Raw genomic sequence first — 19664 nt, 5'->3', positions numbered from 1 at the left:
GGGCAGGTGACAATTGGCCGACGTCGTCGTCAAGCATCAGCCGAGGTCACACCCGTTTTCGGTGCCCCCACTAGGACTCGAACCTAGGACCTGCGGATTAAAAGTCCGTAGCTCTACCAACTGAGCTATAGGGGCGCGAAGAACTCAGGATACTTCGTGCCCGCGGGAGGCTCGTTTGAGGATTGGGCCCGCGGTGACCTAAGCTGACGTGGCTCCCAACGATCAGTGCGTTGCGAGTGCCCCGGAGTGATTCGGTTCTGGCCCCCATCGTCTAGTGGCCTAGGACGCCGCCCTTTCACGGCGGTAGCACGGGTTCGAATCCCGTTGGGGGTACACGCGACGCGGCAACGCGGAGCAGGTAGTAGAGCGAGGCCCTGTGGCGCAGTTGGTTAGCGCGCCGCCCTGTCACGGCGGAGGTCGCGGGTTCGAGTCCCGTCAGGGTCGCCGATACGGCGAGGCATACGTTGCCTTCCGGCCAGGTAGCTCAGTCGGTATGAGCGTCCGCCTGAAAAGCGGAAGGTCGACGGTTCGATCCCGTCCCTGGCCACGGGGAAAACCCCTTCTGAGCGGGGTTTTTAGATCATTACCCCGTAGGGGTATTGGGCTTCGGCTCATCTGACGTGTCACGCGATGTCACAAGACCCCCGAGCGTCACCGCGGCCTCCGCGAGCATCGAAGGGGAGGAGTGGGCGTAGGTGCGAAGGGTGAAGCTGGCGTCGGTGTGTCCCAGCCAAGCCGCGATCACGGCCAACGGAACGCCGCGCTGGTGCATCAACGTCGCGCACGAGTGCCGAGCGTCGTGCAGTCGGACGTGACGGAGACCGGCCGCCTTGAGAGTGCGCGACCAATACTTGTAAAGCGTATCCGGGTGATACGGGCTCCCGAACTCGTCGGCGACCACGTGGCCCTGACCGATCCACTTGCTGCCCGCCGCCAACTGCTCTTCCCGGCTGCGCTGCCGTGCCCGGCGAAGGATCGGCAGCAGCTCGTCGGGGACCGGCAGCACCCGCCGGCCTGCGTCGGTCTTGGGATCGGACTCAGCCGCTCCACCGGACACGGCCACCCGATTCGCGGCCACCGCGAGGGTCGGCGGCGTGGAGTCCAGATCAATTCCCGACCACCGCAGCGCCGCGATCTCGCCGCGCCGCAAGCCGAGAAGGGCTAGGTGCACGAACAACTCCAGTCGTTGCCCGGACATGTTGGCGAACAACGTCTCGACCTGCTTGACGGACAGCGTGTGCATCTCAGGCTTCACGGTCGGCAACGGGCGGACCAGTGCGGGCACGTTGCGGCTGACCACTCCCTGATCCACTAAGTCCTGCCAGACCGACCGCAGCCGTGCCAGCATGGGGTTGATACTGGTCGCCGCCCACGCACTACGGGTCTTCTTGCCCTTGAGCTTCGTCGGTGCGTTCCAGGTGCCCGTCTCGCTGGTGCCTTCGACCAAACTGCGGACCACCGTCTCGATGTCGGACTTCGTGATCTGCTGTACGGGCTTGGCGCCCAGCGCGTCGACGGCCGGGCGTAGCGCCGTGATGTAGGCACTGCGAGTCTTGGGGCGCAGACGCTGACCGCTCAGCCATGCTTCTACGGCCTGCTGCATGCTGAGGGCTGACCGGCGGACGTGGACTCCGCGAACAACGTCGCCTTGGAGCCCGGCGAGGTGATCCTTCGCGTCGGCCAGCCTGGCGAACCGCTTGCGTGTCTGGTGCCGCGTACCTTCGCGGGCGACATCGGCGATGACTTCGTATCGGACAGCGCCGGACGGCAATTCGCGTCGTTTGATTTGCGGCGGCAGGTTGTTGCGGGCTGCACGGGTCATTTCTTTGTCCACCTCCAACGCGGTAGGGATAGACGGCGATGCGTCTCCTGTGCGTATCCGTCATCTGGGTCCGAAACTAGGTCGCATTCGCCGATAAGCCAGTCCAGCAGCTGGGTGGCAGAGTGCTCTCCGGTGCCGGTCAACGCTGCGGCTCCGGCTTGATCGTCGTTGCTCTCTGGCATGAGCAGGGCCACGGGTGAGACGCTCAAGGCGACGCTGATTGCGGTCAGATCATCCACCGTCACCTGGCGCACGCCGCGCTCGGCGGCAGATAGCTGAGCGTGGTTCAGCTTCCGGCCTTCCGGCATCCGATCTGCGAGTTCACGCAGGCTCAGCCCACGCTCGGCACGGATGCGAGCGATGTTGCGGGCTACCGTCTGACCCGTCAAACCCAGTTCTAAAGCCTTCGGCGGCATACATCACAGTGTAGCGAAAATAAATCCGGTCCGTACTTATCTTGCGAACGCCAAGCAGGGAGAGTAATGTCTTGATTATAAATCCAATCCGTATTGGAAATGGAGATGACTGTGGAAGCCAACACGCTGGCCGCGCAGATTGCGGCGCTGATCACGGCGGCTCAGGTAGCGACAACGCCCTCTCCAAGAGAACCTCTGGTGCCGACATTGTTCACCGTGCCGGAGGCCGCCAAGCACCTGCGCTGCGCGGAGAGCACGGTCTGGCAACTCCTGCGGGCGCGGGAACTTCGGAGCACCCGTGTCGGACGTCGTCGGTTCATCCCAGCGGATGCGATCACCGAATACCTGGCCGGGATGTCGGCATGATGGCCACGGCCAATACCGGGCCGGTCGTGCGCAGCGCGATAGGCAGCCAAGCTGAAACATTTTGTCACGTAATAAGTTACCGCCAATATTGATACTTCTCTTGCGTAGCAAGGGATTTTGGTTTTCTGGGGTGGTGAAGCCCCGGTCGAGCAACCAAACCCGCGCAACCGGCCCCTGGGTCCACTCGGGCCAACCCGGCGATGTACAGCCAGGTAAGTCTGGCGCTGTTGGCCAGGTGGTGCGTCTTGCGGCTTGTCCGGGCAGAGAAGGACGCGCGTAAAAGGCAGGCAGTTAAGCAGATTCGGCGGATATGGCGCTTACTGCCACAGAGGCTACCGCCGGGGCGACCTCATCGGCGGAAGTTACCCAAAGAGGTCGCCCGTTGGGGATCTTTGACCTGAAGCCGGCGCCAGTCGGCGCAATTAGCCACCCCGACGCTGGCTCAGTTAGCAACCGCGGACGGTCCCGGAGGTAGCCAAGAAGCTGTGAGAGGCCGCTGCTGAGATACGTACCGGACGACGATGCTTTCAACTCGAGAATGATCGCTCGTACTGACCTACCGGACTCAAACAGCTCGACAACTATGTCGGGGCGGTTCACAGCTGACGGCAGTTCGTAGTACCGCGCAGCATCATCGAGAACCGAGGGAAGCGTTGCGGGTGGCCACGATTGGTACCACAGCCGAACCTCTCGCGTCGGATTGATGCGGAACCGCGCAAACGGACCACCCCTCCCGTTGTGGAACAGGCGGGTTGGGCTCACGCGCGCACCTACCTTGCCGAGAGCCTGGGTGATTCTCATCAAGATGCCGATCTCGAATAGCTTCCAGTCCTCGCGCGGCTCGAAGTACCGGTCGCTGAGCGCCTGGACGATGTCATCCGAAGACGGCTCGAGCAAGAGACGCCGTAAATACCTCGCAGCCGCTGTGAGGCGGATCCGGTAGAAACCTGTGCGATCGGCCTTGAGGCGGAAGTAGGCCTCATCGCCCGGCCAAGTCGGGGGCACGCCTTCGAGCCAAGCGGTTTGCCGTGCGCGGTGAACGACGCCGGTCATAGAACGAATCTCGTCCCCCCATGCACCAGGAGCTTCACCCGTCGGGGGCACAGCCACTGTGCCACGCTCCTCAAGTTTGAGAAGCACCCACGCCAGCGCGCGATTCTCGGGAATGTCAAAGATTCGGTTGGCGGGTCGGGTGACCCAAACGTCGGCGAGCGGACTGGACGTCGCCCGGTGTCGTGCCGTCGCAGCCCAATCGATCCCGGAAGTGATTGTGCGACCGGCGACCCGCGGCCGCGCCGACGACGTATTCGGGCTACGAACGCCCGCCGGCAGCTCGGCGACCAGTTCGCGCACCGGTGTCGCAAGCATTACATGTACGGCCAGCACGCGGCGGAGGTCGGATTCACGGAGGCCGAGGAGTTCGACGGCGGCGTTTACGGGACCGTCGCGCTCGACACTGGCTGCACTCAAAAAGGCGGGCAGCAGTGCTTGTACCTCCGACAGCATCACGGCCCGCAGCGCAGGGTCCATGCTGCTGTCGATCACACTCATGACAGCGCAACCTCGTGGAGCGCATCCGAGAGGGTGGCACGGGTGGCCGCATCTTGGGTAGCAATGGCGCCATCGATGATGCTCAGGAGTTTGTCTCCCGCGGTTAGCGGTTGCCCCTCGTACTGCGGTGCGACGAGGAGGCGCGCGGCGGTCAGGATGGCCTCGACGTCGTTTGCGAAGGTTGGTGTGCCGCTGGCCGTCTCGGTCAGTCCTTCGATAATCACCTGCGCGAAGTCGCGTCCGATCGCAGGTCCGATCGGGACGGGGCCTGTCGCAATAGCCATCGCTAAGCCGACAAAGCGATCAGTGTCATTTCGGCCGAGCGATTCAAACCACTTTGTGAAGAGGTTGCGGTAGTCGTCTGCAGCTGGAAGAGGCAGATCGATGACGGCGAAGCGGCGCAGGAACGCAAATGACAGACGAAACAGGCTCGCCTTGTCTCTAACATTGAGGGTGCCAATCAACCGCCATGAGGGGGTGACGGTATAGGTGCCCTCAGAACTGCTGGACCTGGCTGCCCACTCGATAGTGACCGGTTTTCCGTCGCTAGTCGTGTAGGGCAGAACTGATGTACGACCAGCCGCGCCTTCCCCACCCGAGAGCACCGTAAAAAGTGGGCCGAAGGCCTTATCAATGTCTGCTCGATTAACCTCGTCAATTACGAGCCAGCCCCGGGAACGCAACGAGCGCAGGACGACGCCGGGGACAAATTTTAGGCCTTGGCCTTCGGGTAGATAGCCACCAATGGTGTCGAACGTCGTCCAGTCGGCGGTTGCGGTGGCGACGTCATAGTTGGTACCCACCACGGCGCGGCACAGCGCCTCTGCCAGCGTGGTCTTGCCCGTACCCGGCGGTCCTCCCAGTAGCAGATGTTTTCCGGCGCGCAGCGAAGCCACCGCGGCAGCCACGACGCCCCTTTCGATGCAGAAACCGTCTGGAAGCTCTGCGAGGACTGCCTCGACCGACAGGCCTTGCAGAGCCGCTGCGGCGTCGCTGTACTCGGCCGACCCCTCGGGCTCGGTTGGGGTAGTGATATCGGCGGGTAGGGCGCGCTTGGCGAGTTCAATGGCTTGCGTTACAGCTCGGCTGAGGAGACGAAACTCATAAAAGCCGGCAAAGTCGTCGACTGGCTTGACCTGCCCGTTAGAGTTCAGAAGCCCTATGAGTTCGTCAACCGCCGCGATGGCTGGATCGGCGTTGAACGGATCCGCGGCGGTGGCCTTGCGCTGAGCGTCAATCAGAAGTTCTCTGATCTCCTCCGGGGTTCGTGCGATGGGCTGCTGTGGGTGCCCGAGTGTTCCGCCGGCGTTCGCGGCCACCAGGCCAGGCATGGTCGCGCGGGTGACTAAGAAGGCCATGTCGCCTTCCCGTGGGGCACGGTCGGCAGCAGTTAGCAGACTGGCGGCGGTCTCGACGTTCTGTGTTGCGACCAAACTGAACCGCCGGAACAGCGCAACATTATCCCGTTCCTGTGCCGCCGCCGCACGTACGCTAGTGATCAGCGCCCCGGGCACTTCCTGGATGGCCCGGCTTGGCGCCGCACCCTTGAACTGCGACGCAACCGTGTCGCTGAGGGTACGGAGTCGTAGAAATTCACTCGATGGCAGCGGGACCTGTAGATCGTCCGAATTGACCGGAACCACAACGACGTTTTCATCATCGATCGTGCCGTCTTGAGACGCTCCGGTCACGGTAAGAATGAACGGAACAGACCCCGCAATGGCCTCATAAGCGCGGACCACCTCATCGCGATCGAGCGCGAGCTCCTTGCAGATGGCAGCCAGATCCCGCAGCTCGTCCTCGCCGTGGGCGAGTGTGGACTCGAAGAGGGGGACCACGCGATCTCCGGGCGACATCCGGCGCAGAGCGTCAGCCACGATGGTCCTATCCTTCGCGGCCACCTCGCCGTGGCTGACAAGTACGAAAACTCGAGCATTCGCGAACATGGCGTAATCAGTCACACGAAACAAGTTATCCGGCAACCGGCCCGGGCACCGCAATACTGTCGGCGCTAGCCCTTATGTTTACAACGTGACCCGCCGGAAACCGCCTCCCAACTGGGTCGCGCCATCATCTCCCGGACACAAATGCCCGTTAGTTCCTCGGGTGGAACGGTTGGGGCGCGTCGTGCGGACGGTTGCTGCCCAAGTGGAAGCAACAGTCGGCGTGCCATTCGAGGACCTCTACCGGCCGTCTCGGAGCGGTCTTGGTTTCACGCTTAAGACTGGGGACGAGGCCCGGCGAGCGGCCTGGGCTCTTGTGGGGGAATGGCTTGTTGCGGCCTCAGTTGAAGCGCAGTGTGTAGCTGGCGGACTCCGGGCTGCGCATGAGTGGTTCTGGGATGGGAGTGGCCGTGCCCTTGGCCTCGTCCCTGAGGTGGACCTACCGATCAACGTGGCGAATGCAGTCGAACTGCGCGCGCTTCTCCCGTACCTTCTCGATCCGATGGCGGCGGCGACACGCCGGGATGTCATGAACACGCTGAGTACCGCTCAAGAGCGACATCTGCGGAAGGCCTCTGGTGTCTATTACACGCCGGGCGACGTCGCGCATTTGATGGTGGAAAGAGTCTTGGCGACAGCCAAGGAAAGCCACCTGTGGCTAGATCCTGCTCATGGCAGCGGCGTGTTCCTACGCGCGGTCCTTTCAGCGATCCACGATGACCCGGCTGCGCATGACCGTATTTACGGCGTAGATTTGGAGCCGCTCGCGGCCGAGGCCTGTTCATTCGTGCTGACGGCCGAAGACATCGTGTTGAGTCCGAATGGGCCTGCTCCGTGGGAGCGTTGGCATCGATTCCGCCGTAACCTAGCAACGGGTGATTCGCTGCTCATCGACACATCGTCGACGTCCGATGGCTCAGTCCCGTCATTCGAGTTATTCGAGCCTGATGGTCGGCCCCTTGATGGGCATCCCCTGGGACGCTTCAAGCCTTGGCGCCTTGAATCGGTATTCCCGGAGACTGCACAGCCCGGTTTCGCACGGGTGGTAGCGAACCCGCCCTACGCATCGCTAAGGCATAGCGCCGCCAGCTTCCATTTACCGGCACTTCGAGCGGTGACTGGCCCGCGCACGCGCCAGGACATATCACCCGCTTTTGTGGAGCTGTGTACAAGTCTGTTGCCTGCCGATGGTGCACTCAATGTCGTGATGCCACTTTCGGTGGTTTCGTCGACCCGATCACCGTTTCCCGAGCTTCGCCAACACCTTGCTGGGCAACCGGGATCTCTCGAATTGCTGTCATTTGACCGTGTGCCGGATGCGCTCTTCGGTGATGACATTAAGACGCGGAATGCGATCGTCCATCTCGATAAGAACGGTCCGCGGGCCTTCACGGCCAGTCCGCTGTATCGGTGGACTAGCCGTACTCGTGAAATGGCGCTCGCTGCAATTCCGGTTACATCAATTGCTGACCTCGAGGGCGTGCCACAAGTCATCCCCAAAATTGGTGCGGAGTGGGAGCGCGACTTAATTGTCGCTTGTAGCAACCAGACCCGATACCTGGAACACTGGCACACTACCGTTCGCCTCGTGCCTTTGACGCGCGTCAAGGCTTCGTTCGACGAAGAGCAGTCGGACGTGCTCGCGCTGGCACCAACCGCGTATAACTTTCTCGGAGTACTCCGTGACCCGTATCGCGCAGTGACCGAGGGGCACAGCTCTCAGAACAGTTTCTGGATCCTCCGTTTCGTATCCGAGCTGTATGCTTCAGCGGCTTATGCGTTGCTCAGTAGCCGACTGGCATTTTGGATTTGGCATGTGATTGGGGACGGCTTCCACGTCACCGGTATGGTGCATCGCCGTATCCCCGTCCCGACGGGGGATGCAAGTCGTGTTGAACGGCTTGCCGATCTGGGAGACCGGCTCTGGAAGGCAGCACTCCAAAGCCCGTCTGTAAGCACAAATCGCGGCCGGACTACGGTGGCTTATCCGACATGGATCCACACTGACCTGATCGATGCGATCGATGCCGAGCTTGGTAGCTTCATCGACGTGGACTATCGCGAGCGGCTATCCCAATGGTATGAAGAGCTCGTCGTTGTTGACCTTGATTCGAAGCGGCGCAACTTAATTCGAAGGATGGCTCAGTGAGTCTTACTGTCACCCGCGAGCAGCGGGACGCCAGCGCACTTACCAAAGATGAGTGGCGAGAGTACACGAAGACCGTGTGGAGTATTGCGAACACTTCCGACGTTGAGCATCCTGCCGTTTTTCCTCCGGAGATCCCGCGACGCCTCATAAAGATGTTCAGCTTCATCGGGGAGGTGGTGCTAGATCCCTTCGCTGGCACTGGCACTACTGGACATGTGGCGGCCGAGCTCAATCGTCATGGGGTATGCATCGACCAGAACAAGGCGTACGTCAAGCGGATGCTTCAGGAAAAGGCAGCTTTGAATGGCACGGGAGATCAGTTCGCGCCGTCGTTAGGCGACGCCCGTAGGCTCGACTTGGAGGACAACTCGGTTGGCGTGGCGGTCACAAGTCCGCCGTACTGGAACAAAGCGAATTACGGGAACGGCCGAAATAACCTAGGCAATATCGCTGGCTACCTGGAGTTCATTGAGTCCCTTCGGCCGGCCTTCGCCGAGGTCCTGAGAGTTCTCGCTCCTGGTCGTAAGTTTTGTGTCAACACTGCCAACGTTAACCAGCACACAGAGCATGGCTTACTGACATTCCCGCTGGCGACCGACTTCGTCAACCTTCTCCGCGAGGTCGGCTTCCTCCTAGTCAACGAAATCATCTGGAACAAGGACGGAACCGGCGGCAAGTGGGGTTCCGCCAACGGCCAGCGGCCAATCTTTGGCAGCTACCCTTACCCACCGAATTTCCTATTCAAGAACGTGCATGAGTACATCATCATTGCGGCGAAACCCCCGGTGAAGAAATCAACAGGCAAGACGGTGCTGCCGTACGACACCATAATGCGGAAGCCCGACCCTCATACGATGTCTGAATGACGTATCAAGTTCCAGACCTGTTGACGGGCACGGAGTTGGCACTCCTCGCGACGGTAGGCAAGGCGGAGAACAGCAGCGGTCTTCCGCGATGGCAGCAAGTTCACTTCAACAGGGACGTCGCTCGGCAGTTCTTCAATCTCGAACCCGGCGATGATCGATCGATCACGCTTGAAAAGCTCTCCACAGCGGGCCGAGTTGTCGAACGCAAATGCAAGAAGCTGGTTTTTTCCCAGAGTAGCAATAGGAATCCCAAGATCGAATTCCACTTTGGCCCAACGGATCTTCAGTATCCCCAGGATTCGCAGCGGCCCCTGCTAGTAGTGGTCGAATCTGCACATCTGACCTACCGCTATCGCACGCTCATGCCAGGGGACGAAGGTCATGACGCTATCCAGAGACTGCTGGATGCTGGACCTAGCGTCGGAAGAGGATTACCGCGCAGGATCGTAACGCTCGACGATATCGAGGCGTACTGGCCGGGCGCCGCTCTCCGCGGCGGAATCTGATAATTGCAGTCAATAGCCTGTCACCACGAGGGTGGGTAGTGCTCCACGAAACCCGACAGTAGCCAGATCCCGCCAATGTACATTTGCACGATCTAACCGAATCCAGGCCGCCTCGTATTGAGCAGTAGTTGCGGTTACCGATGCGAGCGGCACGATCTCGCGGCGTATCACCGCGTACTTGATTCGCTGCGCCGCGTGACCGGAAGTTGCTCGCTGTCTTGCAGGTACTCAACCAGTTCCTGCTCCGTGAGGTTGGGGCGATCGTGGTCGTGAAGACCGGTAGCGCTGGCCTGGTTGATCAGCTCACGGATGGCATGGGCAAGGTCATGCCATCTCAGATCAGAACCGTTGCTGCCCAGCTGTACTCGGGATCGCACACAGCCTCCGCATGCGCCGGTAATGCCCGAAACCTCTACCGGCTGATGGTACTTCCCGGCAGGATGGGTTTCTTTCAGCCCTGCCGGACTTCATAGGTGCGGGTCATGACGTGCGCTATGGTTGGTCTCGCTGGGCGCTTTGGCAGATATGGCAAGTCCGTTGGTCCCAGCCGGAACACGGCCTACGCCGCTCCAGCCGTCCGACCAGCTCGCGCCCGCGGCCTTGGAGGCCGCGTGCGTTCGCGGTCTCCCGGCTTCCGCGGCTCCGGCCGTGTTCCGGCTGGCCGTTCGGGTCTGGTTGCGTGAGGTGGGTGGGTTCGGCTTCGTGGTGGTGGGTGTGGTTGTCCTGCTCGCGTTTCGGCCTGATGATGCCGGGCATGGGCGCGCCTGTTTCTTGGGGATGCGCGGCGCGGATGAGTGTGTGACGGGTTACTCAATGCCGGCAACGCCGCAGCGCTGGGCCAGTAGGCTTCTGGTCGGGGAACTTCACGACTTCTACTGATGTCGCGGTGACGAAATGCAGCGGTAAGGAACCCTGCCTAACCTAACCAATTATGTATGACGCACCGTTTGAGAACGTACATTGGGTGATTGCGGTTCGCAATCAGGAGACTGGCGTGAGCTGGTCGAGTAGCGCCTCTACCAGCGGACGCCGCGTGGCAGCCGTGGCGGGCCAGCCCAGTTGGCCGACAGCGAAGTGCTCGGCCAGCAGGTCGTGGTCGGCCTGTGTCACGCGCGTCGCCAGCACCGCGGCCTCCGGCGTGCTGACACTGGCGCGCATGTCGTGGCCGAGCAGCGCGGCAGCGGCGGTGCGCAGGTCGAAATCATGGCGGTGCAGGGCCCACTGGTGTGGTTCGGCGTAAAGCCGGTCGAGGTCGCCGGCGTACCAGTGCACCGCCAAGGCCAGATCCGGACCGTCTCTGTAGTCGTGGTCCGCGGAGCGGTCCAGCCATGCGTGCAGTTTGAGTACCGCATAATTCGGTGGTTGGGGGATGCGGACTTTCAGTCCGCCAGGGAGCGAGAGAACATCGGCACGCAGGTAGGCGTCGGTGAACCCGTGGACGTTCATGGACTCGTTGCCCGGGGGATGGCGGGTTGTTCCGGTGGGCGACTCCACCTCTCCGAACGGAATGATGTCGACTGCACGGTCGGCGATCACGAATCGGTGCCCGGCGCTACCCACGGAGGGGAAGGTGGCACGAATTCTCTCGAAGTGGTCCCAACTCTTCAGGGCCACTGCTATGTCGGTGTCGTTGGTGGCCCGCGGTGGCACATCGCGGCAGTAGCGCCAGTGCAGTAGATCGCGGCACTGTGCGCCGACAAGCATCAGTTGTTCGGCCGGTACGACGTGGGCAAGTGCCGCGACGACCGATGTCACCCAGGCCAGCAGAGGCGGGTCATAGTCGGGTGAGTCGCTCATCGTGCCTTCTCAAGTGGTGGGCAACTTCGAGCTGGCGCGGTTCGTGCGAGGCCAGCAGGTCGGCATAGATCAGGGCCGCGGGAGCCAATCCGGGTCGCTGGTCAGGTAGGTGGCGCCAGAACAGTTTTCGGAGCACGATGTGGCCGTGCGGGTCGCGGTGCCAGCGGTTGTGAATAAGCAGGTCGGCGGGCGGCCCGGCGTCTGCGGTGTCGACGTAGAGCACCAGTGATTCGGGATTGCGGATGTCGTCGGGCACGGCCTGTTCTCCGCTGACCGCCACCTCGAGTCCCGCGGGCACAGACCAAGAGCGGATGTCACCGCTCGCGACAAGGAGTCTGTTGGCCCGACCCAGCCCCCCCGGATAGGCAGCCGCCCACAGGTCCAGCAGCTCATCGGCGCGCACCAGGCGGCGGCGGGAGCCGAGGTTTTCGAGAAAGCCTGTAGTGCGCAACGTATCCATCGTCTCCTTGGCCATACCGACCGAGACGCCGGCGCTCTCGGCGATGTCACGCAGCGGCGCGTCGACCAGTTGTGGTGCGTCAAGCAGTACGCAGACAACCTGCGCGCGCTTGGGGGTGAACGGGTTACGCGGTCCATCGCTGTGTAGTCCGTCGCCGAGGGTGTCCGGTTGCGCGGATACGGCTGACCGTCGGCCGCGCACATCGATGAGCAGCCCACCCTGGTGGCGCAAATAGGCGTTCCCGGCCTCATCGATGTACCAAAGTCCGCTGGCCCGCAGCGTTTCAGCGCTCGACGGGTGTAGTCGCGGGCCCACCAGAAGGAGCGGCGAGCCGCCACCGGAGGTATCCGAGGCCTGCAGTGCTGCCGTTGCCGACAGGTGAGGAAGGTAGAGGGCAGTGATCGTGAGGGGGTGACCGTCGATCTCCAGGTCAAGCGGTTCGGGATAATCGGAATTCAATGCCGATAGGCGGCCGAGCACCCGCACACCGTATTCGGTGAGGTGACGCTCAACGGCCTCAGCGAGATCGGCCCCGATCTGGTCCACGTGTTCAGTATAACTGCGTGTTCAGTTTTATTGAACGCGGCGGTTTATTGAACATACAGTTCCACGGAGGAACCAGTGTGACAGCTGACCCTGCCCGATGTGTCACGGCGATGTCACAAGAGCTGCACCCCAACCGATAGTCCGACACACTGAAAGCCCAGGTCAGAGGAGTGAGGCATAGTTCGGCGACCTGGGGAAACATGTCCGCCTGCGAACTGAAAAGCGGAAGGTCGACGGTTCGATCCCGTCCCTGGCCACTCTCTTTGACGCCGACACGGTGACGACGGCGCGGCGATTTGACTGGTCGGATTTGTCCGGTTGCGGTCCGTTCGCGTCGAGTCGCGACGTCGCGGACTCAATACTTGACGACAGCCGTGATGACGGCGGGGCCGGCCCTAGGGCAGGAACGGGTTGAACACCGGTGGGATGATTTGGTTACCGGTCACACCGGTGAGCCGGACCCAGATCTGAGCGGGGATGTTTACCGCCTGGTAGATGCCGGCACCCAGCCATGAGACCGGTACCTGCAAGAAGCTGGGCACCGCGTCGACGATGTTGCTTACCTGCTCGTACACCACGTAGGGAATCGAGGCGACGACCGAGCGCGACACCAGGCTCAGGTTGGTTGCGATATCGGGATAGCCTTGGGCGGCAATATTGGCGCTGAGCACACTGAACAGGTTGGCGCCGGGATCAACATAGGTGCTGTCGAAGACGGGAGCCGTCAGGGGCGCGCCCTCCATATACGGCAGCGGCGGAATGCTGAATTGATCCATAATTGTTGGCGTCACACTGACAATCTGCCACGAGTTATTGATATACCCGTCGCGCATGTCATTGTAGGCCTGATCGAACATGAGGAATGTCGATGTCTCTCGCGGTGATTGGAAGCCGTGTCCGCGACCGAATTCGTCCGGACCTATTTCGCCGTGGTCGGTGACCACGAGCGTGGAGAATTCCTCACCGTGTATTGCTTCCCAGTTGTACACCGCCTCCAATATGCCGCCACCGCCCGCGGTTTGGGAACCGAGGTTATAGTCCATGTTCCGAATCGCCATCTCGTACTGCGGCGAATCGCCGCCGTACATGTGCGCATTTTCATCCACTCCAATAAAGTACGAGAAAATGAAATTGCCTTTGTTTGGATCGGCGGCCATAATCGCGGCCTGAGTCTTTTCTCCCACCAGGTTCTGCGTCAATATCCAGTTCGTGTCGCCCGCAACCTGCGGGACGAATTCGATGTTGTCGGCGGGGTTGGAGCCGGCGCCGGCAATGTCGGTGATGGGGCGCCAATTAGCGATGACGGTGGTTTCGACTTGGGTGTCGTAGGTGTTCTCGAGGAAGTTGTACACGGTTGGCCAGGTGTCATACGTCCAGGGAGTGAACACGTTGTTGCTCACACCGGCCGTCTCGCCCCACACACCGGTCTGCATGGTCGTCCACGAGGGGTTGGAGATGGTCGTATGCCCGACGATGGTCGACGCGGAGGTGATGCTTTGTCCCATGAACGCGTGGAAATTCGGGGTCCCGGTGGGGTCTGCCAGGATCTTGCTCAGATTCGTGCCGTCCGTGCCGATCAACAAGAAATTGGCGTTCGGTGTAGCCATGAGCAGGGCGAGTGCCTCTTGCTGAGACAGGTACAGCATGTTCGAGTGACCACCGGTGGCGCCGAAAGCGCCCGGGCTGCCAAGCCACGAAAGTGCCCGGCCGCCCAACCCGCCGGGCCCGCTGAGGATGGTTCCGGTGCCCACCCCTCCCACGCCGCCGTCCCCGCCATTGCCCAGCAACACCCCGCCCGTGCCGCCGGTCCCGCCGTGCCCGCCTCCGATCCCGCCGGCGCCACCGACTCCACCGGTACCAATCAACCCGGCAGCGCCGCCGGGCCCGCCCATCTGACCCGGCGCACCCGATCCGCCCGCGCCGCCGTTGCCCCACAGAATCCCGCCGGCGCCACCGGCTTGCCCAGTGCCGGGCGCGCCGTCGGTCCCGTTGCCGATCAACGGACGCCCCAACAACAAGTTCGCGGGCGCATTGATCGCAGCCAGCACGTCGTCGGCGAGGACCTGCAGAGAGTTGGCATTGGCCGCCTCCGCGGCCGCATACGTCCTGCTGGCGTTGCTCAATACCTGCACAAACTGCTCATGGAAGGCCGCCGCGTGTTTACCGAGCATCTGGTATTCCTCGGCATGGGCGGAGAACAGCGACGCGATCGCGGTCGATACCTCGTCGGCGGCAGCCGCTAGTAGCCTGCTGGTCGGGGCCAAAGCCGCTAGCCTCGCCGCTTCGATCGAAGAGCCGATACCCGCGGCCTCCGTCGCAACTGTGGCTAACACGTCCGGCGTGGCGACCAGGTACGACATCCTGTTTTCCAATCCGGCCAACCTCTTGGCCATCGGAAGGCGGTGAAATCAAAATATTTCCACGTGCCAACTCTCGTGAGGCCCGGGTGAAGTTATGAATACGACATGAATCACCGACGCGGCTGACACCGCAACGCACACCATGGCGTCGAGGCGATGCAGGCTCCGTCAATCGCGCCGGTCAACGTTTCATCGCGCCGGTACCAGGATCGGTCCACATCGCCGTCCCGGGGGCGCTAAGGCGGCGGATCTCAAAGCAAGCGGATCACGAGATGGCGTTGACGGCGGTGGACAGTCGCGACCTGAACGCGTCCGGAATGGGGATATACCCGTGATCCGCCAAGCCGTCCTGGCCTGCCCCGATGGTGCTCTGCAGGAAGGCCTTCACGGCCGCACCGACCTGGGGGTCGGGATAGTTCGAGCACACAATCTCGTAGGTCGCCAGCACGATCGGGTAGGAGCCGGGCTGGTTCGGCCGGTAGAACGAGATCGTGTCGAGAACGAGGTCGTTGCCTTGGTTGATGATCCCCGCTGAGGCAATCGTCGTGCCCACCGATGCTGCGCTTACCGCTACCGGGTCCGGACCCGCCGACGTGATGATCTTGGCCATGTCCAACTGTTGTGCCTGGGCGAACGACCATTCGTTGTAGGTGATCGCCCCCTCGGTGCGCTTGACGGCCGCGGCGGTGCCGTCGTTGCCCACGGCGCCCTCGCCAACACCGCCGTTGAACGTTTTTCCTGCGCCCTTGCCCCATGCGCCGTCACCGGCGGTATCCAGATATTGCTGAAAGTTGTCCGAGGTCCCGGACAAGTCGCTGCGGAATACCACCCGAATCGGTTTCGCGGGCAAAGAAATCCCCGAATTCAATGCCTGGATCGCAGGGTCATTCCAAGTCGTTATGGCGCCGTTGAAGATCTTGGCGGTCGCCGGACCGTCGAGCGTCAACGAGGGCACATCGGGGACGTTGTAGGTGATCGTGATGGGGCCGAACACCACCGGCAGGTTCCACGCCGGTGAGCCGCAGCGTTGCTGAGCGGCCGCGTATTCCCTGGGGGTCAACGGCGAATCCGAACCACCGAAATCGGTCTTGTTCGCCGTAAAGTCGCTGATCCCGGCACCCGATCCGTTGGCCGTGTAGTTCAGCAGCTGACCCGAACACGCCCGCTCGAACGCACTGACGAACCGGGCCATCGCGTTGGCCTGCGCGGTCGACCCGCTGGCCTGCAGCGTGTTCTTGCCGCCGCAGCTCACATTCGCCGACGGCGCGCCCGTCGATGCGCCTGGTGCACTTGCTTTCTTGTCGCTGCCGCAGCCGGACAGCGTGAGCGCAATGCACGCCAGAACATAGGGAAAGGCACTAAATCGGTTGGGTATCAATTCGTTTCCCTGTGGATTAGTTCCTCTGATCGAGACCGAACCGTCAGCGCTAGTCGGGCAGCCCGCGCCGGGCAAGACGGCCTAGTCGAGATCCGTGATCGGTAGGGTGCAACACTACTGCAACTTCGATGCGCCGAACTTTAACGGACGGCGACATCGCGGCGGCTCCACGGCGAACCGGAGTCGGGAAGCGGCCATGACGCCGAGAAGTCGATCACCGCGATCGCAGCGTATCGCCGATAAGGATATATCGTTGCTCTTCAGGTCATTTGGTGCGTCGTCCCGGGTCGCAACCGGGCGCGTCGTGATGAATGACGCCGAATCGACCAGCACACGAAGTCACTTCCCAACGGGGTCACGGCTTCGGGTCGGTCTCGGGGGCCAGGTTGCTTCGGAGTCGTCGCTGCCATGTTGGACTCCATCACTTTTCGCGAAATGTCGCTAAATGGAAGTTGACCGGCACATGAACAAATCGTGTATGACGATCCATCGACCAGGGGGAGTGGTTGTCGATGCCTGTCGCCCTTGGAACTTCGCGATAAACCGCACAGTCTTGGCGGCATACTTGATACGTGGCGCCCGCGGCTAGGTGGCGTCCGTTACGACCTAAACAATTCAGGGAGCGCGGTAAATGTTCGCTCGCTCGATCGTGGCGATAGCGGTCGCGGGGATTGGTTTGCTGGCACCATTCCCGATTGCTCATGCCGACACTATCGATGACAAATTTTTGGCAGAGCTGAGTTCCGAGGGCATCACCGACCATATTTCTTCCGGACATGCGATTCAGGCCGGTCACACCGTCTGCGTGAAACTCGACAACGGCCTGACGCCCGGAGAAGTCGTGAGCGATGTGCTGCTCAGCAGCAACATGCCCGCCTTTCACTCCGGGTTTTTCGTCGGCGCGAGCATCGATGCGTACTGTCCGCGGCACAAGGCCGAAATTCCCAGGGGCTAGGCAGCTGCGGCGCTCAAGGAGGTTTCGCCCACACCTCAGTTTTGCACCAGGTCGGGCAATGGCTCGGCACCCGTGAGCCAATGGCGCCCAGCCAGCCGGGCCGCCTCCCACTTGGGAACACTGACCGCATCGTCTTGGCCCAGATCAGCCGGGGTAGGGCCGATGCGCTCGCCCAGTGCAGCCAGCGCGACCAGATCGAAGTTGTACACCTCGGCGGCCGCCAAACCCAGGATCTGCCGGGTCTCCTCGGTGGGAATGTCCCAAAACGAGCGTCGCAGCCAGTCGCGAGTGTGCGGCCAGGTCCCCTCCGGATGGGGAAAGTCGTTGCCCCACAACATGTTGGATACACCGATCTCGTAGCGTCGCGCCAGCTCCCGGCGCTCGGTGGTGGTCGCCCCGATAAAGCAGTTGCGATCAAAGTAGGCCGACGGCGGCATCGTTAGATCGCCCTCCATCCGCCGGCTCATCTTCTTGGCCGAGTGCTCACGCAGGTACCTGGTGTCCATTAGCCACAGCAGGTCGTTGGCCCAAAACGCTCCGCACTCGGTGGCGCCCCAGCGCAGCCGCGGGAAGCGCTCGAACACCCCCGACCACAAGGCGAACCACAGGGGCCGGACTCCCCACCAACGCACCTCGGTGACATAGATGCCCAGGTGCTCGCCGTACTCCTCCGACGGTGCGGCCCCGACGTGGGTGTGCACCGGCATCTGGAGGTCCTGGCACGCCGCCCAGACCCGGTCGTAGCGACGGTCGTGGTAGGGCGGGTAGCCGGCCCAAAGCGCCGGGATCATGATCCCGCCGCGCAGCCCGGACTCCGCCGCCCGGGCGATTTCGGCCACCGCCGCATCGATGTCGGCCAGTATCGGCACCACCGCCACCCCGGCTCGACGCTCCGGGCTGTGGCTGCACAGCTCGGCCAACCAGCGGTTATGGGCCCGCGCCCCGGCCATGGCGCGCCGCGGGTCGAGCGCACCCGACTGGGCCAGGCCGGCCCCGAATGGCGCCCCGGCGACCCCGGATACCGCATCGGCGTCGGGGAAGATGACCTCGCCGACCACCCCGTCGCTGTCGAGCTCCTTGTCCCGCAAGCCCACATCCCAGCCTCCGGCGATGCCATCACCATGCTCGGAGAACCACTGCTCGGCAAACTGCTCGTCGATGAACCCGCCGACCTGCGACGCCGCCGCCTTCTCGGCCAGGTAGACCTCGAAGTCCTCCCGGTACTCCGGGTCGACGTACTCGCGATACTGCTCGGTCGGCAGCTCCGCGTGGCAGTCCGCAGAGATGATCACATAATGGGCCAGGGGGGCTTGGGAATGCATGGGAGGTCCTTTCACCAAGCTCGGATGGGGTCGGGCTCGAATGCGGTGCTGCTCGCGTCGGCCGGCACGACCGGCAGCGGCTCGGCAACCTCGGCTACGGTCGGGCCGATCCGATCGGCTAGCGGCGCGAGCGCCCGCAGGCCGAACCCATAGACCGCGGCCGCATTCCCGCCCACCATGGCCGCCACCTCGTCGGCGGGCACATCGCTGAAGGTGTGGCGCAACGCCTCCCGGGTGTAGGGGGTCGTCCCCTCCAAGTGCGGGTAGTCGGCTCCCCACATGATTCGGTCGATGCCGATTCGATGGCGCTGCGCACACTCGACCGGGCGCAGAAAGCTGGCGCCCACATAACACTGGCGAGCCCAATACTGACTGGGCTTTAGCGGCAGCGAGCCGGCAGTGGACCCAGCGAAGCGGGCGATCGCCGAGTTCGGTCGCCCGTAGCGGGCCGTGGCCACGTCGAGCGACTCGAGGGTCGCCGGTATCCACCCGCTGCCTTGCTCGGTGAAGACCAGGGTGAGGTCCGGATGCCGATTGAGTGTGCCGTTCAAGATCAGGTGCCACAGCGCCCGGTGCGCAAACCAGTGCGTCTCGTACACCCACACGGCAAACGAGCTATCCCACCCGTCGGTTGGGCTCGGTCCGGCGTTGCCGCCGTGGTGGTTGACCACCACGCCCGCCTCTTCGCAGGCCACCCACAGCGGCTCCCAGTGTTCGGCGTAGAGCGCGGGGATGCCGGTACCCGGCGCGACCCCGGGCAGCAGCACCCCGCCGCGCAACCTCAGCTTGGCGATCTGCGCCACTTCGGCGACGGCCTGGTCCAGGTCCCCCAGCAGGATCTGACCCACCCCGGCCCGCCGCTCGGGTGACAACGAGCAAAAATCGGCCAGCCAACGATTGTGCGCTCGCAGGCCGGCCCAGCGCAGCTCGAACTCCCCGGCGGTCTGCGGCGGGGGAGCGGCCAGGCTCCCCTGGGGAAAAAACGGCGGCACCGTGTTGGGGAACAGGACTTCCCCGGCGATACCGTCGGAATCCAGCTCGGCATTGCGCCGATCGCTATTCCAGTTGCGCTCGGCCTCGGGCTCGCTAAGGTCGCCGAACGGGTTCACGAACGTCTTTGCCCAGCCGTCGAACTCCCCTCGGTATCGCGGATCGAGGTATTCGCGGTAGTCCAGCAGATCGGCGCCGGCATGGCAGTCGGCCGAGATGACGGTGTACCTGTCCATG

17 protein-coding genes and 4 tRNA genes are annotated in these 19664 nt (G+C 62.7%); 9 read left to right on the top strand and 12 right to left on the bottom strand.

Going from position 1 to position 19664, the window contains the following annotated elements:
* Window positions 1-62: 62 nt before the first annotated feature.
* Window positions 63-135: transfer RNA gene (locus MB901379_RS20520), tRNA-Lys, on the bottom strand.
* Window positions 136-260: 125 nt separating this feature from the next.
* Here MB901379_RS20520 and MB901379_RS20515 point away from each other — a divergent pair.
* The 3 genes from MB901379_RS20515 to MB901379_RS20505 all read left to right on the top strand — a co-directional run bounded on the left by MB901379_RS20515 (window position 261) and on the right by MB901379_RS20505 (window position 547).
* Window positions 261-333: transfer RNA gene (locus MB901379_RS20515), tRNA-Glu, on the top strand.
* 37 nt (window positions 334-370) lie between these two features.
* Window positions 371-444 (top strand) — tRNA-Asp (locus MB901379_RS20510).
* Between the two features lie 29 nt (window positions 445-473).
* Window positions 474-547, top strand: a tRNA-Phe gene (locus tag MB901379_RS20505).
* Window positions 548-583: 36 nt separating this feature from the next.
* Here the strand turns inward: MB901379_RS20505 and MB901379_RS20500 are convergent.
* Window positions 584-1822 carry a tyrosine-type recombinase/integrase gene (locus tag MB901379_RS20500; RefSeq protein ID WP_158018280.1) on the bottom strand — a complete coding sequence of 413 codons (1239 nt, stop codon included), beginning with the start codon at window positions 1820-1822 and terminating at the stop codon, window positions 584-586.
* Entirely contained in the window at window positions 1819-2211 is a 393-nt protein-coding gene (locus MB901379_RS20495) for a helix-turn-helix domain-containing protein (protein WP_232021920.1), read from the bottom strand. The genes MB901379_RS20500 and MB901379_RS20495 overlap by 4 nt, the downstream gene beginning before the upstream one ends.
* A 132-nt stretch (window positions 2212-2343) precedes the next feature.
* Here MB901379_RS20495 and MB901379_RS20490 point away from each other — a divergent pair, with 132 nt between their 5' ends.
* The gene (locus MB901379_RS20490; RefSeq protein WP_158018278.1) at window positions 2344-2604 is read left to right on the top strand and encodes a helix-turn-helix domain-containing protein; all 261 of its coding nucleotides are present in this window, start codon (window positions 2344-2346) and stop codon (window positions 2602-2604) included.
* Between the two features lie 291 nt (window positions 2605-2895).
* Here MB901379_RS20490 and MB901379_RS20485 read toward each other — a convergent pair whose 3' ends face one another.
* Both MB901379_RS20485 and MB901379_RS20480 read right to left on the bottom strand, forming a co-directional pair.
* Window positions 2896-4155: a hypothetical protein gene (locus tag MB901379_RS20485; RefSeq protein WP_158018277.1), complete on the bottom strand. Its 1260-nt coding sequence runs from the start codon at window positions 4153-4155 to the stop codon at window positions 2896-2898.
* A complete protein-coding gene (locus MB901379_RS20480; RefSeq protein ID WP_158018276.1) occupies window positions 4152-6116 on the bottom strand; it encodes an AAA family ATPase in 1965 nt (654 codons plus the stop codon). Before MB901379_RS20480 ends, MB901379_RS20485 begins: the two co-directional genes overlap by 4 nt.
* A gap of 415 nt (window positions 6117-6531) precedes the next feature.
* Between MB901379_RS20480 and MB901379_RS20475 the strand changes: the two genes are divergently transcribed.
* From MB901379_RS20475 to MB901379_RS20465, 3 genes are read left to right on the top strand one after another with little or no spacing between them, the layout of a single operon-like run.
* Complete coding sequence (locus MB901379_RS20475; protein WP_158018275.1) at window positions 6532-8247, top strand: N-6 DNA methylase; 1716 nt, start codon at window positions 6532-6534, stop codon at window positions 8245-8247.
* Window positions 8244-9113, top strand: coding sequence for a site-specific DNA-methyltransferase (locus MB901379_RS20470; protein ID WP_158018274.1), 870 nt, complete (start codon window positions 8244-8246; stop codon window positions 9111-9113). Before MB901379_RS20475 ends, MB901379_RS20470 begins: the two co-directional genes overlap by 4 nt.
* Window positions 9110-9619: a hypothetical protein gene (locus MB901379_RS20465; protein WP_158018273.1), complete on the top strand. Its 510-nt coding sequence runs from the start codon at window positions 9110-9112 to the stop codon at window positions 9617-9619. Before MB901379_RS20470 ends, MB901379_RS20465 begins: the two co-directional genes overlap by 4 nt.
* A gap of 167 nt (window positions 9620-9786) precedes the next feature.
* On the opposite strand, the gene MB901379_RS20460 is transcribed toward MB901379_RS20465, so the two are convergent.
* A complete protein-coding gene (locus MB901379_RS20460) occupies window positions 9787-9996 on the bottom strand; it encodes a hypothetical protein (RefSeq protein WP_158018272.1) in 210 nt (69 codons plus the stop codon).
* Window positions 9997-10267: 271 nt separating this feature from the next.
* Here MB901379_RS20460 and MB901379_RS20455 point away from each other — a divergent pair, with 271 nt between their 5' ends.
* A complete protein-coding gene (locus MB901379_RS20455) occupies window positions 10268-10498 on the top strand; it encodes a hypothetical protein (RefSeq protein WP_158018271.1) in 231 nt (76 codons plus the stop codon).
* Window positions 10499-10600: 102 nt separating this feature from the next.
* Here the strand turns inward: MB901379_RS20455 and MB901379_RS20450 are convergent, their stop codons facing one another.
* The 4 genes from MB901379_RS20450 to pstS all read right to left on the bottom strand — a co-directional run bounded on the left by MB901379_RS20450 (window position 10601) and on the right by pstS (window position 16160).
* The gene (locus tag MB901379_RS20450) at window positions 10601-11416 is read right to left on the bottom strand and encodes a hypothetical protein (protein WP_197717835.1); all 816 of its coding nucleotides are present in this window, start codon (window positions 11414-11416) and stop codon (window positions 10601-10603) included.
* Complete coding sequence (locus MB901379_RS20445; RefSeq protein WP_158018270.1) at window positions 11394-12422, bottom strand: type IV toxin-antitoxin system AbiEi family antitoxin; 1029 nt, start codon at window positions 12420-12422, stop codon at window positions 11394-11396. Before MB901379_RS20445 ends, MB901379_RS20450 begins: the two co-directional genes overlap by 23 nt.
* A gap of 395 nt (window positions 12423-12817) precedes the next feature.
* Window positions 12818-14782, bottom strand: coding sequence for a PE domain-containing protein (locus tag MB901379_RS20440; RefSeq protein ID WP_158018269.1), 1965 nt, complete (start codon window positions 14780-14782; stop codon window positions 12818-12820).
* A 265-nt stretch (window positions 14783-15047) separates the two neighbouring features.
* The gene (gene pstS / locus MB901379_RS20435) at window positions 15048-16160 is read right to left on the bottom strand and encodes a phosphate ABC transporter substrate-binding protein PstS (RefSeq protein ID WP_158018268.1); all 1113 of its coding nucleotides are present in this window, start codon (window positions 16158-16160) and stop codon (window positions 15048-15050) included.
* 649 nt (window positions 16161-16809) lie between these two features.
* Here pstS and MB901379_RS20430 point away from each other — a divergent pair.
* Complete coding sequence (locus MB901379_RS20430; protein ID WP_232021919.1) at window positions 16810-17115, top strand: DUF732 domain-containing protein; 306 nt, start codon at window positions 16810-16812, stop codon at window positions 17113-17115.
* A gap of 35 nt (window positions 17116-17150) precedes the next feature.
* Here MB901379_RS20430 and MB901379_RS20425 read toward each other — a convergent pair whose 3' ends face one another.
* Both MB901379_RS20425 and MB901379_RS20420 read right to left on the bottom strand, forming a co-directional pair.
* Window positions 17151-18437 carry an amidohydrolase family protein gene (locus MB901379_RS20425; protein WP_174237051.1) on the bottom strand — a complete coding sequence of 429 codons (1287 nt, stop codon included), beginning with the start codon at window positions 18435-18437 and terminating at the stop codon, window positions 17151-17153.
* A gap of 11 nt (window positions 18438-18448) precedes the next feature.
* Window positions 18449-19663: an amidohydrolase family protein gene (locus tag MB901379_RS20420; protein ID WP_158018266.1), complete on the bottom strand. Its 1215-nt coding sequence runs from the start codon at window positions 19661-19663 to the stop codon at window positions 18449-18451.
* Between the last annotated feature and the right edge of the window lies 1 nt (window position 19664).

It is taken from the genome of Mycobacterium basiliense (assembly GCF_900292015.1).
Taxonomy (GTDB): domain Bacteria; phylum Actinomycetota; class Actinomycetes; order Mycobacteriales; family Mycobacteriaceae; genus Mycobacterium; species Mycobacterium basiliense.
Note: the sequence above shows the minus strand (reverse complement) of the source record. Positions and strands in the feature narration are given on the sequence as shown.